The 14,956-nt window shown below is 66.4% G+C and carries 11 protein-coding genes and 6 pseudogenes; 11 read left to right on the forward strand and 6 right to left on the reverse strand.

Annotated features, from left to right (window positions below; all coding sequences use genetic code 11):
• Positions 1–9: 9 nt before the first annotated feature.
• Positions 10–167 (forward strand): annotated as a pseudogene (locus tag OG788_RS00840) (transposase family protein); the annotation flags it as partial.
• A 378-nt stretch (positions 168–545) separates the two neighbouring features.
• Positions 546–1,292 carry a peptidoglycan-binding protein gene (locus OG788_RS00845; protein ID WP_406368449.1) on the forward strand — a complete coding sequence of 249 codons (747 nt, stop codon included), beginning with the start codon at positions 546–548 and terminating at the stop codon, positions 1,290–1,292.
• Between the two features lie 15 nt (positions 1,293–1,307).
• On the opposite strand, the pseudogene OG788_RS00850 reads toward OG788_RS00845, so the two are convergent.
• Positions 1,308–1,676: pseudogene (locus OG788_RS00850) on the reverse strand (hypothetical protein); the annotation flags it as partial.
• A 703-nt stretch (positions 1,677–2,379) separates the two neighbouring features.
• Here OG788_RS00850 and OG788_RS00855 point away from each other — a divergent pair.
• A pseudogene (locus OG788_RS00855) lies at positions 2,380–2,762 on the forward strand (transposase).
• A 481-nt stretch (positions 2,763–3,243) separates the two neighbouring features.
• Positions 3,244–3,639, forward strand: a complete 396-nt coding sequence (locus OG788_RS00860; protein ID WP_406368451.1) for a hypothetical protein — start codon at positions 3,244–3,246, stop codon at positions 3,637–3,639.
• A 279-nt stretch (positions 3,640–3,918) separates the two neighbouring features.
• Here the strand turns inward: OG788_RS00860 and OG788_RS00865 are convergent, their stop codons facing one another.
• The 5 genes and pseudogenes from OG788_RS00865 to OG788_RS00885 all read right to left on the reverse strand — a co-directional run bounded on the left by OG788_RS00865 (position 3,919) and on the right by OG788_RS00885 (position 5,932).
• Positions 3,919–4,164 carry a hypothetical protein gene (locus OG788_RS00865; protein WP_406377029.1) on the reverse strand — a complete coding sequence of 82 codons (246 nt, stop codon included), beginning with the start codon at positions 4,162–4,164 and terminating at the stop codon, positions 3,919–3,921.
• A gap of 97 nt (positions 4,165–4,261) precedes the next feature.
• Positions 4,262–4,717: pseudogene (locus OG788_RS00870) on the reverse strand (AAA family ATPase); the annotation flags it as partial.
• Positions 4,714–5,181, reverse strand: coding sequence for a Mu transposase C-terminal domain-containing protein (locus tag OG788_RS00875; RefSeq protein ID WP_406368452.1), 468 nt, complete (start codon positions 5,179–5,181; stop codon positions 4,714–4,716). The gene OG788_RS00875 and the pseudogene OG788_RS00870, both read right to left, overlap by 4 nt.
• 123 nt (positions 5,182–5,304) lie before the next feature.
• Positions 5,305–5,715 carry a transposase family protein gene (locus OG788_RS00880; protein WP_406368453.1) on the reverse strand — a complete coding sequence of 137 codons (411 nt, stop codon included), beginning with the start codon at positions 5,713–5,715 and terminating at the stop codon, positions 5,305–5,307.
• Positions 5,657–5,932 carry a helix-turn-helix domain-containing protein gene (locus OG788_RS00885; protein WP_406376642.1) on the reverse strand — a complete coding sequence of 92 codons (276 nt, stop codon included), beginning with the start codon at positions 5,930–5,932 and terminating at the stop codon, positions 5,657–5,659. Before OG788_RS00885 ends, OG788_RS00880 begins: the two co-directional genes overlap by 59 nt.
• A 1,311-nt stretch (positions 5,933–7,243) precedes the next feature.
• Between OG788_RS00885 and OG788_RS00890 the strand changes: the two are divergent.
• The 7 genes and pseudogenes from OG788_RS00890 to OG788_RS00920 all read left to right on the forward strand — a co-directional run.
• A pseudogene (locus OG788_RS00890) lies at positions 7,244–7,476 on the forward strand (hypothetical protein); the annotation flags it as partial.
• A 1,700-nt stretch (positions 7,477–9,176) separates the two neighbouring features.
• Positions 9,177–9,598, forward strand: a pseudogene (locus tag OG788_RS00895) (IS5 family transposase); the annotation flags it as partial.
• Positions 9,599–9,698: 100 nt separating this feature from the next.
• Complete coding sequence (locus OG788_RS00900) at positions 9,699–10,259, forward strand: transposase (RefSeq protein ID WP_406368454.1); 561 nt, start codon at positions 9,699–9,701, stop codon at positions 10,257–10,259.
• 308 nt (positions 10,260–10,567) lie between these two features.
• Entirely contained in the window at positions 10,568–11,098 is a 531-nt protein-coding gene (locus OG788_RS00905) for a hypothetical protein (protein WP_351552319.1), read from the forward strand.
• A 349-nt stretch (positions 11,099–11,447) separates the two neighbouring features.
• Positions 11,448–11,633 carry a hypothetical protein gene (locus tag OG788_RS00910; protein ID WP_406368456.1) on the forward strand — a complete coding sequence of 62 codons (186 nt, stop codon included), beginning with the start codon at positions 11,448–11,450 and terminating at the stop codon, positions 11,631–11,633.
• A 187-nt stretch (positions 11,634–11,820) separates the two neighbouring features.
• A complete protein-coding gene (locus OG788_RS00915; RefSeq protein ID WP_406368458.1) occupies positions 11,821–12,666 on the forward strand; it encodes a hypothetical protein in 846 nt (281 codons plus the stop codon).
• Positions 12,666–14,948, forward strand: coding sequence for a bifunctional serine/threonine-protein kinase/ABC transporter substrate-binding protein (locus OG788_RS00920; RefSeq protein ID WP_406368460.1), 2,283 nt, complete (start codon positions 12,666–12,668; stop codon positions 14,946–14,948). Before OG788_RS00915 ends, OG788_RS00920 begins: the two co-directional genes overlap by 1 nt.
• Positions 14,949–14,956: the final 8 nt, after the last annotated feature.

Consider the following 14,956-nt stretch of genomic DNA (forward strand, 5'->3'; position numbering starts at 1 on the left):
CCCCCCCAACAGCGCACCGTCAACCGCGCACTGGCCCAGGTTCGAGCCCCCGTCGAACGCGGCATGGCACGGCTGAAGTCCTGGCAGATCTTCCGCAGGGCTCACATCAGCCCCAACCGCATGACCGTCCTCCAAGGCCTGTCCTCACCCTGGACAGGCAACGCTGAAAACGCTCACTGACTACACGACGCAGCGGGACACCATCGCGACGACGGGTTGCTGATGCTCGGGAAACGCCTGAGCAACGCTATTGCACCGTCTGGCCCACGTCACCCGAACAGCGATAGCGGATGCTCACAGCAGAAGGCTGAGGGTCTCCCTCCTATGGAGGAGTCTGCGGCACGGCTTGATATCGCCACGGGAGGCATCACGTTCGCGCCTTGTGGCGTCGTCTGAAAGGAATGGCGAACGACTGGGATCGAAATCGGAAAGAGAAGGTGATGCCACCGGAAAGAAAGTATCAGCCAGGGCAACAGAAACGGATGCGAGTCGGGCCTCAGAAAATGAAATAGAGCTCGACCTCCCCACTCTAGAAGGAGAATTCCATGCGTGACATCCGAGAAGACGTGGAACCTGGCGACGTAGTCAGCATACTTGGGATTGATCACGTCTTTTATGAGGACGCGATAAGAACCGAGGGCAGCATCTCCTGGAACGACAAGAACCCTGGCAACATCGTGCGATCGGGAGAAGCGGAGAGCTACGGAGCGTATAGAGGGAAGTGCAACAATATTTTCGCCATCTTTCCCACCGAGGCCGAAGGATTTCAGGCCATCCGAAGCTTCCTGCTGAAGCGCAGTTCGAAGACGATCCTAGAGATGATGAGAGTCTACGCCCCCAGTGGGCACGGGCCGAACGACCCTGAGGTCTATGCGCAGAATATTGCCACGAGCCTTGGGGTGAGCACGACCACGACGGTCGAAGAGTTGATGGACGGGCAGGTCACGAAATTTGCTGAGACAATCCAAAAAATAGAGGGCTGGCGTCCGGGACAGGAGCATTATTCAGGAAGCTTGCCAGACGACCTCAGTGAATGGCTGACGAAATTCCCCACTCGGGCCGAGCGTGAGGCAGCTGACCAGCCGTTCGCTAGGCAGGGATCTCCGAAAGCGGAAGGAATCAAGAACATTCAGCGGTGCCTAAATGACCTGGGATGGACGCCGGCCCTCAGTGTCGATGGGGCATTCGGCCCGAAGACTGAAGCGGCCGTGAAATGGTTCCAGCAAAAGAAAGGGATCATCTCGGACGGTATCGTAGGAAACAAGACATGGAGAAAACTGGTTGGACTCTAACATCGTGTCCTGCATGGTCAGCTTGAGGAAGCGCTTGTAGCAGCAGATGGCGGCGCCGAGATCAAGGAGGGCCAGATAGTTGCGGGCATGGTGCTCGTAGCGAGGGACAGGCGGCGGTATCCGGTGAGCCAGGAGGTCGTGCGCTCGATGGCCCACCGCCGGCGGCCCAGGCATTCGCTTGAGTCGATTCCCTTGCGCGCGATGCGGAGCCTACGACCTGCCCGACCTGAGGAAATGGCTCCACAGCCAGCACATCGGCCTTGTCGGTGTGGAGTCGCTCGGGCTTGGAATGCTCGAAGCACGGCGGCAAAGACTGCCAGGCGCAACCGCTACCAGGACGTAGATGATCGCGACAAACAGCGTCTCATCAGGTGTGTCCCGCGTCGCCAAGCGCGAGATGTCCAACTACTGGCTCAAGCGGCCTGAGCACCAAACCTGGCCCCAACCCACCCACACCGGCACCCAAGCCATCCGCATCAAACGACCCCGACCACCTGACCCAGAGCCGTAACGCACCGGCGTTGCCCCTAAACGTTAAAGCCCGAGCGTGCCGCTCTGACTGCCTGAGGCAGCGACCAGGACACCAGTACCTGCCGCCGTCCAAACCCGTTGGCGGCCACCACGATCGATCCGTTGCGGAAGGCCTCTCACCGCATCGTCGTGGACATCTCGCCGAAGACAACGTTGCCAGCGCGACAAGGATCACCAACACTACGCAGCCTACGAGCGATACCTCGCTCGATGCCTCGTTCCCAGACACATTCACCACTACGCATTCGACATGTTCCGAGCGCATCCCTCTGGCCCACGCATCGACGCAGGTAGCGGCGTGGCAGCCTTGACTGCATCCCGGGAGTGGGGTGCAGTGGTTCCCACCCGATCCAGGAGTTCGCCCCCCGTCGGAGAGGGCGTCCGGATACAAGAACGGCCACTGGCTGGTCTTCGAGTGCCCCCCATGCTCGTGGAAATCGGCACGATGACCGCACCAGACAATTTGCCCCTACACGGCCTCGCGGACGGCAACGTCGCCGCCGAAGTCCCGATCTGGCGCACGCGATGGTGAAGACGTTCACCGACGCACTCAGGTGTGCTGAGGCCAACGCCCTCTGCAGCGCCGGATACGGGCACGTCAGGGACAAGACGGCCAACCACCGCATCGGCTACCGCTCACGCGAGTGGGACACCGGGCCGGCACCGTCGTACTCGCCATCTCCCCAAGCTCCGTAGCGGCAGCTACTTCCCTCACTGGCTGCTGGAGCGCCGCCGAGGGGCCGAGCAGGCTCTCATCAGCGTGGTCGCCACCGCCCATCTGCTGGGCGTATCTATCCATGGGGTCGACTCGCCGAGTCCCTCGAAGTGACCCAGCTGTCGAAGTCCCAAGTCTCGGCGATGACTTGGCACCTGGACGAGCAACTCGCGGCGTTCCGCAACCGACCTCTGGGTGCCGGGCCGATGCGTTCGTCTGGGTAGACGCACTGACCTAGGAGGGGCCTGCGGGGGGCCTGATCTAACTCCACGCGTTGATTGGGTCGGCGTCAACGCCGGCGGGCACCGAGGTCCTCGGCCTGGACGGCGCCCCCAGCGAGGACGGCACCGGCTCGGCGTTCCTGTGCTCTCTGATCGCCCGGGACTTGTCTGACGTCCAGCTCGTCGTCTCCGAAGCCCACGCCAACCTGGCCCCACTCATTTTGGCACCCTCATTAGCCGCCACTTCCTGCTGTGACGACGTGTCGTTGATGTACAGGCAACGATTGCTCAACGCTCGTTACACCATTCGGCCACGTCGTTGGAACAAGGACAGTGGATGCTCACGGGTAGAAGCCTTGAAGATATTCATCCTGGTAGGAGGTTCGTGGATCCAAGGCTTTGCTCCACAAGGCAACACCGCCCCCTGCGACTATCTGAGAGAACAGCGCATGGTCCGGGAGTTGACACAGAAGGGAAACCCGAGATGGCTACCGCACACGCAGAAGCACCAGCAACAAGAGCTGACTTCGACCAGTATCAGGCCGTCGTCGACCTCGTGAACAAAGGTTTTGCGGATGCGCTCGCAAAAATCCTGCAGGACCTCAGTGACCCGAACCACTTCGCCGATCACGTGAGGAACGAGGCGCAGCGCCAAGGCGTTCCGCTGGAGGCCGCGGACGACACGAGGGGTCTCTTCGACGCATTCTGGAATAACTGCACCGGTTGCTCCGCGCAGCTGCAGTGGATGAATACCGCCGGAATTCCTGAACGCACTAGGTCGTACGTGCAGCAGATCGATCATCAGCCTGTCCCGCCGGCTAATGGCGCCGCGAGTAGGTGGGGCTTTTCGCTTCCCTTCGGCATCTCGTTCTACACCTAGGTGGACCAGGGCTGATGCGTTCTCAGTCGGCGAGATGAGCTGATCGCCTGCGTACGCGCCGCCGTGGTCGGTTCGCCCGGTTTGGCAAACGAGAGACGCGACCCCTGATGATCAAGGTTCTCGAAGCCTTTGATCACGCACAGGGGTCGCGTTCGCCTGTTGAGCGACGCTGAAGATGAGCATGAAGGCGACGTGCTGATTGTCGACGGGTAGGGATGAAATGACCCCGGCGGCCGTCAGGCCGCCGGGGTCCTCGTGAACACGGTGTCGGCTTCGTGCTCACTCTGTCGCGTGGGTCTCGGTGATAGCGGTCCGGGTGGAGGACTCGTCGAGGATGCCCTTCTCCTCGGTGAAAGCGGCGATGAGGGACTGCCAGGCGATGTTGTTGACCGAGCGGGGCAGGCCGCGGCTGGTGAGGTGGATGAGCTCGACCGCATCGTCGGAGAACAGAGTGTCCTCTCGTCCTGCGATCGTGAGATGGCGCTTGATGTAGCTGGCGGTCTCCTCCTTCGTCATCGTGGGCATCTGGTAGCTGGTCCAGGGCCGCCAGGACGCCGTGCTTCATCCGTTTGCGCAGGGTGGGCTGGCCGATCAGCGACACCGCGAACGGCGTCGTGGAGTCCATGTCGTAGTTGGTGAGCATGCGGATCGCGTCCAGCTCTTGGTGGTCGAGCAGGTGCGATTCATCGATCACGACGGCCGGCGTGCCCCGTTCGTCGACCTCCGCGGCCAGCGCGGCGGACGCCTGGGTGGCGAGAGCGGCCAGGTGGAACTTGGGAGTCCCGCCCAGGCTGGTGACGATCCGGTCATAGAGGCCGCGCATGCCGACCTCGGGGTTGGGCTGGTAGATCACCGTGAACCGGGCCGGGTCGAGCGACGCGACGGCACCTTTGAGGGCGACCGTTTTGCCGGATCCGACCTCGCCGGTGACCAAGCAGATCGCCCGGTCGTTGATGCACCAGGCGATGCGGGCGGCGGCTTCCCGGTGGGAATGGTGCTGGTGGGGCATGGACGGGGCCAGGTTGCGGCCGAACGGGACACGGGTGAAACCGAAGTACCCCTGAATGCGGTCGATCATCGAGCTCCCCGCCCGTCGTCCATCAGAGACGAGTAGTTGATGCCCTTCGCGGTGTTCGCCCTGTGCTTCTCGTCGAGGATCTTCAGGCAGTCGATTCCAGTTGGCGGGGCCGACTCCGGCGGTGTCTCCGGCCTCGCCTTCGGATGCGTGTGACGCCCCACCCGGTGCGGAACGGCTTTGCCCGCGCTCTTGCCCGAGGCCCTCACCTCGATCTCTGACAGGTCGAACGGGTCGAAGACCAGCTCGACCTTCATCCCGGCCAGCATCGGGTCGACCTCGTAGCTGTTGCCGTGCAGGCTGACCGTCGCGGTCTTCGTCACGGTCCGGAACTCCGACCACAGAAACGCCTCCCGAAGATCAGCAGGGCTGGGCAGCGGCAGCGGCCGGGGAATCGAACCCAGCCACCGTTCGAGCGGAGGCTGCCCCGTCTCCGAGTGCACCGGGCGGTGATAGACCGTCTCCACCCACGCGGTGAAAAGCCTGTTCAGCTCGGCGAGATGGTCAATCTGACCGACACGTTCGTCATCGAGTTCAACCAGGAACTGGTGACGGACGGTGCGGAAGAACCGTTCGATCTTCCCCCTGCCCTACGGCCGTCCGGGCTTGGAGTGCGTGAGGCGGACGGCCAGGGACGCGCATGCCCGAAGCAGCCACGTGTCCACGAAAGCCGACCTGTTGTCGACGTAGATCGACTCCGGGACTCCGCGGGCAGACAGCGCCGGCCGCAGGGCGGCGGCCAGGCGGACGGTGTCCTCGGCGAACCCGAACCGGTGGCCCACGATCGCCCGGCTGTGGTCGTCGATGAACGCGAACAAGTACGTCTTGCGCCCGCCGATCTTCGGTCCGTGGAGGGCATCGCCGGTCCACAGCTCGTTGCCCGGGGTGGCCTCGAACCGGCCGAACACGTTCTTCTCGCCGCCGGCGCCGGTCAGGCCAGCGTCAGCGAAGTGCCGCTGCAGCGTCCGGTCGGTCGGCGACCAGCCCTGAGTCGTCCGCAATCCGCTGGATCTGGGCCGCGGTGCGGGCGGGGTTCTCCTTCTTCAGCGCGGCCGCCAGGTCCAGGACCTCCACCGGGGTCCGCGGGGTGACCTGCCGCGGGGCTGGCACCAACGCGGGGAATCCGCCGGCTCGGTAGTGGCGGGCCCAGCGGTCCAAAGTGCCGCGGGTCACTTTGACCTGCCGACCGAACGGGTCGGTGTGCTCTTTCGCGGCCAGTTCGCGGGCGAGCTTCCCACGCTGGCGTGTCGTGAGCTTCGTGTCATCAGGTCCTGGATCAGGCCGTAGCGAAACAGGCCCACCTGCCGGGCCCGCTCCGCCCGACGACGGTCCTCATCCTCAGTCGGTGACATAGGCAACCCACCTCGCGTCTCGAACAGAGCCCGCCGCATCCCGGCGGACGCGATCAAGACTTCCGGCACCCTCCGATCCCGCCTAGGGGCGGCCCGTGTTGATCGAATAGCGATAGAAGGCGAGGTCAGGACCCTGCCGCCTATCGCCCGCCCGGCGAACTCCCACCGCGACACCGTGAGCATGTGCGGCCACTTCGTCGCGGCCGCCCGATGGGCGGCCGCGACCACCGAGACCGCGTCGGCGAACGCCGGCGGCCCCGCATCCGGCATCACCGGGTCGTCCGCGAGCGCGACCAAAGCGACGGTGAAATGTCGGCGCACGGCCTCCGCCCGCCCGGCGAACGCCCGCAACCAGCCACGGGCCGTGCCCTCGGCCAAGCCCAAGTGGGCAGCGACCTGGCGGTTCCCCATGCCCAGAGCGGCTATCTCCAGCCCGGCCCGATCACCACGGCCACATCCGCCCGCCGCGGCCAGAGAACCTCCGCCAGCAGCACGTGCGTCACCTTGCAGCCCGAGCAGCGCGTACGGCGCGGCCGCAGAAATAGACGAGTCCCCAGGTCACCCGGGATCTCCCGGGGCCGCCCATGCCTCCACGGTGCCAGGACCGAGGAACACAGCGGGCATTCCAGCTGGTCGGCTCGCAGCTGTCGCTCTACCAGCAGCGCGTCCGAGTCCATGATCAGCACCGACAGTCTCCGCGGCAAAGCTGTGCTCGGCTCCGAGCACGGACGAAGTACCGCCAGCCTGCCCAAGTGCCAAAGGATCATGTCGCTCAAGGCGCCATTGGCCCTGGACGAGGAATCGTCAGAACCCCTGGGCCTCGGTCACCCGGCTTCCGGCTCGCGACGTAGAGCAGAGCGTGCTGGCGCCCGAGCCACGTAGCGTCTGTCCCACCAACATGGACCTCAGCTGTGATCGCCGAACGTGTTCGGGTCCGCCGCCGAGGAACACCTCGAGCTCGAAGATAATGTCGTCGAGGTCTTCTTCCACCTCAGCAGTGCGTGCGGTGATGGCGAAGTGGAGGACGATCGCGTCCGGTCGAGGCTCTACCGCGATACCGCGAAGGTGTGGGCCGATGAGTCCCAGCGCCGCTTGACCTGTCTGGTTGAGCAGGTAGTTCCTCCGCAACAGGACGCGCTCTTCGTCCCAGCGCCGTCTCATTCGGCCTGGTCACTTCCCACTCAACGTCGTTACCTGGACAGGTGGTTGCGGCAGGGTCCACGACCGGGACGTGAACGCCGCGAAAACCTGCTGGCCGCCGGACTGGCGGTGACAGCCTGTGGAGCCAGTGCAAGACCGCACCGGGAATCCTCCGGTGCGAGCCGGAGTAGTCCCCCTCCCTTCAGGAGGGGGGACGAAGCCAACCATGAACTCCTGAGCGGCCAAGTCCGCATACGCGGCCGCCGATGAGGAAGGCCGACCCTGGTAGCGCCGGACACCCAGAGCGTCCACCCGGCCGCCAGAGTCCCCGCCTCCATGACCGGCCTCGATCTGGCCAAGCAGGTGCCGGGCCGCAAGCGTGGCCTGACCTGGACGTCCTCTGCCTGATCATCGCGGTCGTCGTCCTCGCTGCGAACATTCACGACAGCACCGCGGGCATCGTCCTGCTGGACCAGGTTTCCGAGCACGCTGGCAACACCGTCCGGCCCTGGTCTACGAGTGCTTCAAGAACCAAGTCAGCGAACACAGCGTCGGCCTGGGCATCGACGTCGCATTCGTCGAACGCGACCCTGGGCACCGGGGGTTCCTGCCGCAACCCCAGCGATGAAAGGTCGAGCAGGCCTACGGGCTTCTCATACTGCGCCGGCGCCAGGTCCGCGTAGTGCAGCTCAGGACGGAGAGTCGTCGGGTGGTCTCGCAACCTCGACGACGTCAGGAGATGGATGCTGTTGAAGGGTCACAATTAGCGGACAGCGGTGACAGGCATCTTCGCCCTGCTCTTGCCACCAGCGACAGCGAGGTCGCAGTCGACAAGCTGGCAGGCTACCTGTACTTGGCGGCAGACTGCGTGTGATCCTCTGGGCCAAGCTGCATTGGGCACCGTCGAAGTGACGACACAGGCTCCCTGCGCAAGGGGCGCCGATACGGAACACCTCAGCGGGCTCGACTGGCTGGGCCAGATCCGTTATCTCTGGGGTTACGGGGACCATTTGGTCCAGATAGCGCACATGCGGCTCATTGGCTGTTCCGGCCACCACGCCGAACACCACAGCCCCGGACATGTCCGGCTGGGCGCTGGGGCAGTACAGGTCCTGGTCCCTGCTGCGATCTTCCGCAGCGTGCTCCTCGGAAGGCATGTTTATCCTTTGCCAGTAGGGGGCGGGGCGCTTCCCTTGCTTTGCGATTCAAGCCAAGGGTCACTCAAAAGTGGAATGCGATGCCGACTGTGGTGAGCCCAAGGTCAGGGAAAGAAGACGATCTATTGGGGTCCGAATTTCGTTCGTCCAAAGCCCTTATCGCGCCGGCCAGTGCTGCCTGCGTCAACTCATCCACGGTTACTCGGGAACGCTCGCTCATCGCTCCACTGGGGTCCGAATTTTGTTCGTCCAAAGCTCTCATGGCGCCGGTAAGTGCTGCCTGCGTCAACTCATCCGCGGTTACTCGGGGACGCTCACTCATCGTTTCTCTCCCTGAGGAAATGGATCGAAAGCCGAGCACTTGCGCGGCCTTGACTCGCCTGCGCTGCAATCCGACATGTCTCCAAGCGGTCTGGGCAGTGGCCTTAAGTCGTCTTCTCTGAGCATTCACAGCCCCCGTTCCGGCGACGTGGGCCTTGGATGAAACAGGCGTTGCTGAAGGGTTACCAATGCGTCCACGGCGTGTCGTCGTCGCAGAACGCGGCTGCTGTTACGGAGGTGAGAAAGAAGGCGAGCAGGAAGTCGGCTGGATGCCGGCGCCACGCTGGCCAGGCTCGCCCACGAACGCGGCTACGGCCACGGCGGCCCAGGCGGCCGCAAAGGGGATGCAGAGACGGTTCCCGCCCCCTGCTTCCGCTCAATCGCGGCGAAAGCGTGACGAAGCTGGCATGGATCACTGGTTGGGCAATGTTCTGACCTGTCGATCTACTAGGGTCCGTCTTCAAAGATCGCCGGTTGGTGGATCATGGTGGGGTGATACGTCGTCATGAACTCACCGATCTAGAGTGGGAGTTACTCGCTCCGCTCATACCGCGGGCCGCGACAGGTCGTCCCCGCGTGGAGGATCGGCAGGTCGTCAACGGGATGGTCTACAAGATCCGGACGGGGATCTCCTGGCGTGACCTGCCGGAACGCTACGGACCGTGGAAGACGGTCTGCACCCGCTTCCGTCGTTACGCCCTGGACGGGGTGTTCACCCGGGCTCTCCAGCAGATCCATGCTCGAGCGGACGCGGCCGGCGACATCGACTGGCTCGTGCAGATCGACTCCACCATCGTGCGTGCTCACCAGCACGCCGCCGCCACCGGCCGAAAAGGGGGATCCACCGGCCGGACGAACCGGACGATCACGCCCTCGGCCGATCCCGGGGCGGACTGACCACCAAAATCCACAGTGATGATGGCTGGGTGATCGCTTCGGGCCTGACCCAAAAATCCACCGACGCTGTCGAGTTGTCCTGGCGAGGACTTTCACCAGGCCGCTGTCATCGACACAGTGGGCCGCCATCTGGCCACGGAATCATTCGAGACGACCCCGGACGGCTACTGGCGACTGCTGGAATGGTTCGCCTCCCACGGCGAGATCATCACTGTCGGGATGGAGGGGACCGGTTCCTACGGTGCCGAGCTCTCCCGCTTCTTGCGCGGCAACGGACTCACGGTCATCGAGGTTGACCGTCCCGACCGCAAGGCCCGCCGTGCCAATGGCAAGTCCGACCCCGTCGACGCCTACGCGGCCGCCACCGCTGTTCTGTCGGGCCGTGCCGACGGCACCCCGAAGACCCGCGACGGCGTCGTGGAAAGCATCCGGGTCCTGCGCGTGGCTCGCAACTCCGCAGTCAAGGCCCGTACCCAGGCCATCAACCAGATCCGCGCTCTGATGATCAGCGCCCCCAGCGAGGTCCGCGACAGATTCCGCGGCTTGTCCACCAAAGACGCCTGGTCTCCACTCACCCCTGAGTTCAGCGCGCCAACAGCCCGCTCCGCAGCTTCGCTGTCGGAGTGCCCGCCATGCGCGGCGGTTCTCTCTCCACTATTGGCCGGCGAGCTGAGCTGAGGCCGACGAGTGGCCTAGCCGGGTCCATCGGCTGCGGCGGACTGGCCCAACTTCGAAGGCCGACAACCCCATTGCGCGGCTACGACGACGGTAATGGAGGGAGCGACGGACCAATCCATTACCACGCCACACAAGTGCAAGATCAAGTTAGAGACAGCCTGCGGCACGCGCACCGCAGGCCTGCGGTGGTGACGGGACGGCCGTGTGGCCGGGTTGTCGACTTTGGCGTGTAATGGAAGGTACGCGACGCGCGCCGAAGCGCAACGGCCGCAAGACACTCCGAGGCGATAGCAGCCGGAGGACTTCTCGTGAAGTACCACACCCGAGCATTCATCGCAGCCACCGGAACGGCACTCTTCCTGTCCGCGGCCACCGTGGCGTACGCCGATGGCAGCAGCCACGGTTCGGCAGGCAGCGTCCAGGCAGCGCGATCGGCGGTGAGCGCCTCGTCCTCCGCGACGGTGACCACCAAGTCCGGTCCCCTCGGCAAGATCCTGGTCAACAGCAAGGGGCACACCCTCTACCTCTTCCAGTCCGACAAGACCAACAAGTCCACCTGCAACGGAGACTGCGCCAAGGCCTGGCCACCGCTGAAGGCGCAGGGGAAGCCGACCGCCGGGGGCGGCGTCAACAGCAAGCTGCTGTCGACCATCACGCGCAGCGACGGCTCGAAGCAGGTCACGTACAAGGGGCACCCGCTCTACACGTTCGCCGACGACACCAAGGCCGGGCAGACCAACGGGCAGGGGCTCGACGCCTTCGGCGCCAAGTGGTACGTGCTGGGCACCGACGGCAAGGCGATCACCAAGACCTCGCCGTCACAGAGCGGCGGCTACTGACCGGCCCGCCTGGCGCCGTCCGAACAGGGCGTCGGCTGCGGCTGCTGCTCGTCGGTGGGGTTCAGCACGGCACGGCTCCGCAGGTGTGGGTGAGGATGCGCGCTCGCGCTCTCCGCGCTCTCTCTCCTCTCTGATCTGCATGAGCAGGCCAAGACCGCCGCCGAGGCTGACGACCGCTCCCTGAACTCGTGGCTTGTATCGCTTGTTCGCCGCGCCGTCGCGGATGGTGAACGCCGTTACTCCCAGGGGGCGTAACGGCTGCCTCTGCCTCGCTACGCGGGGGCGGGCATTCACCCCGGCCCTAAAGAACCGGGCACCCTGCCCGGAACCCCGGTGGAGCGCCCGGCACATGGCGTCCGCGCTGGTCGGAATCGTCGGCTGGGTCTGGGCGACCGTCCACATCGGGTGTCGCGGGCTGCTGAGGCGCCGGCACGGCTCGCCTCCACGGGTCGTCGTACGGCCCGTACTGTTCTGGGCGTCGGTGGTGGTGACGACGACGCTGGGCGCCGTCGCCTCCGCCCTGCTCCCCCGATGAGGGGTATCCCGGTCGTCTTCTTCGAACGGTTCCTGTGCGTGATTGCGGGCGCGTTGGTGCTGACCGCGACTGTCGTCGTTCCGCTTGCGGATTACGTACCCAGATACGTGGTTCTACGGAGGTCCGTTCCCTCCCGGCCATCTATGTTCGACGAGTCGAATGGCACGAACGGTGTTGAGGGGACTGAGTGACAAGCAACGCCCATGGGATGCGGGGCAGTTGGGTGACGCTGCTGGTCGCGGGGACGCTGCTGGCCGGGTGTTCGGACCAGGGGACGGACAACCAGCCTTCCCGGCAGAGCGATTCGCCCTCGGCCGGTACTTCGCCGCGCGCCTCGGCCAGTTCCTCGCCGGTCAGCGGGGAGAGCCCGTCGGCCGGCGCGTCCGCCGCCTCTTCCGTCTTCACGCCCGATGCCTCCCTCGTCCCCCGGACCGCCAAGGACGGGCGCCGGCTGGCCGAGTCCGTCGTGCTCGCCCCGGCCGGCTGGGGGCGGAGTTTCGTCGCCCAGACTCCGGCCGAGAGCACCCCGGGTACCTGGGCCGTGCTGAACGAGGACTGCCGCTGGCAGCGTGAGAAGCTCTCGCGCGGGGTGCTGGCGAGCACGTCCCGCTACAGCCGACTGCCGGCCGGCGGAGGCAAGGGCGCGGTCAAGGTGACGGCGGTCGCCACCGTGCACTCCTCCGTCCTCGGCGCCGACGAGCAGCTGAGCACCACCCTCGAAGAGGTGCTGCGCTGCCCGGAGCAGCGGCCCCGGTCCGACGAGCGGATCACGGGTCTCATGTCGCTCGGCACCCCCTTCGGCGCCCGCGAGCAGGAGTACGCCGACGACTCCGTACTCGAGGCCGGCGATTACGTCGAGAACGGCGGTGCCGCACAGCCGTACCGGTGGATGGTCGCCCGGCTGGGCACGGTCGTCGTGGCCGTCTCTGTGACGGGCGCGAAGGGCAACACCGCGCAGGAACTCGAACGGCTGGGCAGCAAGGCCCTGGCTCAGATGCTGACGCGCATCGAGCAGCGGCTGAAGGGGAAGTGATGGAGCCGCTGCGAACTTCGGATCCTGCCAGGCTGGCGGGCTACCGGCTGCTGGGACGGCTCGGTGCGGGCGGTATGGGGGTGGTGTACCTGGCCCGCTCGGCCGGCGGAACTCTGGTCGCGCTGAAGGTGATTCTGGCCGAGTACGCCGAGGACCCCGATTTCCGGGAGCGATTCCGGCGTGAGGCGGACACGGCCCGCCGGATGACCAGCCCGTGGGTGGCGTCCCTGGTGGACGCGGACCCCGAGGCGGCACAGCCCTGGCTCGCGACCGCCTTCGTCCCCGGTCCCTCGCTCGCCGAGGCTCTCGCCGCGCACGGGCCGCTGCCGGTGCCGAGCCTGCGGGTGCTCGGGGCGCGGCTCGCCGAGGCGCTGGGGGAGCTGCACGCGGCCGGTCTCGTGCACCGGGACGTCAAGCCGGGCAATGTGCTGCTGGCGCTCGACGGCCCACGGCTGATCGACTTCGGTGTGGCCCGCAATTTTGAGGACACTGCGCTCACCTCGACCGGTGTCGTGGTGGGCACGCCGGGGTTCCTGCCACCGGAACAGGCGCGGGGCGGGCGGGATCCGGGACCGGCCGGAGACGTCTTCTCGTTGGGCTGCGTGCTGGTCTTCGCCGCGACGGGGCGCCTTCCGTTCGGTACCGGGTCGATCGACGCGCTGCTGTACCGGACGGTGCACGACGCGCCGGATCTGGAGGGTGTTCCGGCGGAGCTCGCCGAGGTGGTGAGCAGCTGTCTGGAGAAGGACCCGGAGCTGCGGCCTACGGCCGAGGCGCTGTCCGAGGCCCTGACGGTCGCCGCGCCCTCGTCGCCCGCCTCGCCTTGCGACCCGCGGGAGGCCTTGCGCGTCGTACGTCCTCCGGAACCCGAGGACAACAGGATTCCCGGCGAAGGCGAAGAAGAGTCGGCCCCCGGCGACGAGGCCTGGCTGCCCGAGCCGTTGGTCAGGCTGATCGCGGAACGGTCGGCCGCCGGGCTCGCGCTGCCCTCCATCGACGAGACCGAGGTCGCCGCCGTGTCCGTCGGCACCGCTGCGACGGACACGGCGGCGCAGCCCGCGGTCCGTGCCGTCGGCAGACGCCGTTTCCTCCTGCTGGCCGGAGGCGCGGCGGTGGTCACGGCCGGGGGCGGACTGGCCGCGTGGGCGGCGCTCTCCGGTGACGGCGAGAACGACAGCGCCGCCCCGAACTCCAGCAGTCCCGTGTACACCCTCGGTCTGCATGCCGACCTGAGCGGCGATCAGAAGGCGGTCGGCCGGGCTCAGGAGCGGGGGCTGCGGCTGGCGGTCGAGGAGTTCAACTCCCGTGCGGACGGTCCCTTTGTTCTCGCTGTGAAGACGGTGGACGACGGTGGCGATCCGGCCCGGGCACCCGAGGCGGCCGCGAAGCTCGTCGCCGACCGTTCCGTGCTGGCCGTGATCGGTCCCACCACGGACGCCACCGCCCTGGCCTCGCTGGCGGCGTACGATGCGGCCTCGCTGCCCCTGATCGCGGTGTCGCCCGGCGCCACCGTGCTGGGGGTGACGGGCAGCCGGTCCTTCCTGCACGCCCGGGTGACGGACACGGTCCTGCCGTTCTACCTGGACGCGTATGTGCGCGGCACCGCGAGGTCGCGCACGGTCGGGATCGTCGACGACCGGGCGGCGGACGCCTACGGCTGGGAGATCAGCAGCAGCCTCGCCAATATCCTGCGGAAGGAACGGCAGCCGGCCGTGCCGAAGGTGGTCAGCGCCCTGCGCACCGACTTCGGGCCAACCCTGGATGCCCTGCTCGACGGGGGCGCGGACTCCGTGGTGTTCGCCGGTTACCACGACCGGGCGGCGCTGCTGGCCCGGGAACTGGGCAGTCGTGACTTCCCGGGGGCCAGGGCTGCCGCCCAGGGGGTGCTCGACGCACGGTTCCTGTCCGCGGCGGGGGACGCGGCGGACGGCTGGGTGATCGTCGCCCCGGTCATGGACGCCACCGTGGCGCCCGAGGCGAAGGCGTTCAGGGCCGCTTACCGCAAGCGTTTCGACGCGGAGCCGGAGCGGTACGCCGTCGAGACGTACGACGTGGCGCAACTTTCCGTACGCGCTCTGCGCTCGCTGACCGCCGGGCGCCGCACCCGGCAGAACCTGACGACGGCGCTGCGCTCGGCCACGTACAAGGGGATCAGCCGGAACCTCGCGTTCGACAAGGCGACCGGGGCCCTGGTCATCGACGGCAGCGGGGTCTACCTGTGGAAGGTCGCCGGCGGCCGGTTCGCGTACCAGGGCGTGGCGCCGTTCCAGGTGTCCACCTGATGGGGCGC

It is taken from the genome of Streptomyces sp. NBC_00647 (genome assembly GCF_045207245.1).
GTDB lineage: Bacteria > Actinomycetota > Actinomycetes > Streptomycetales > Streptomycetaceae > Streptomyces.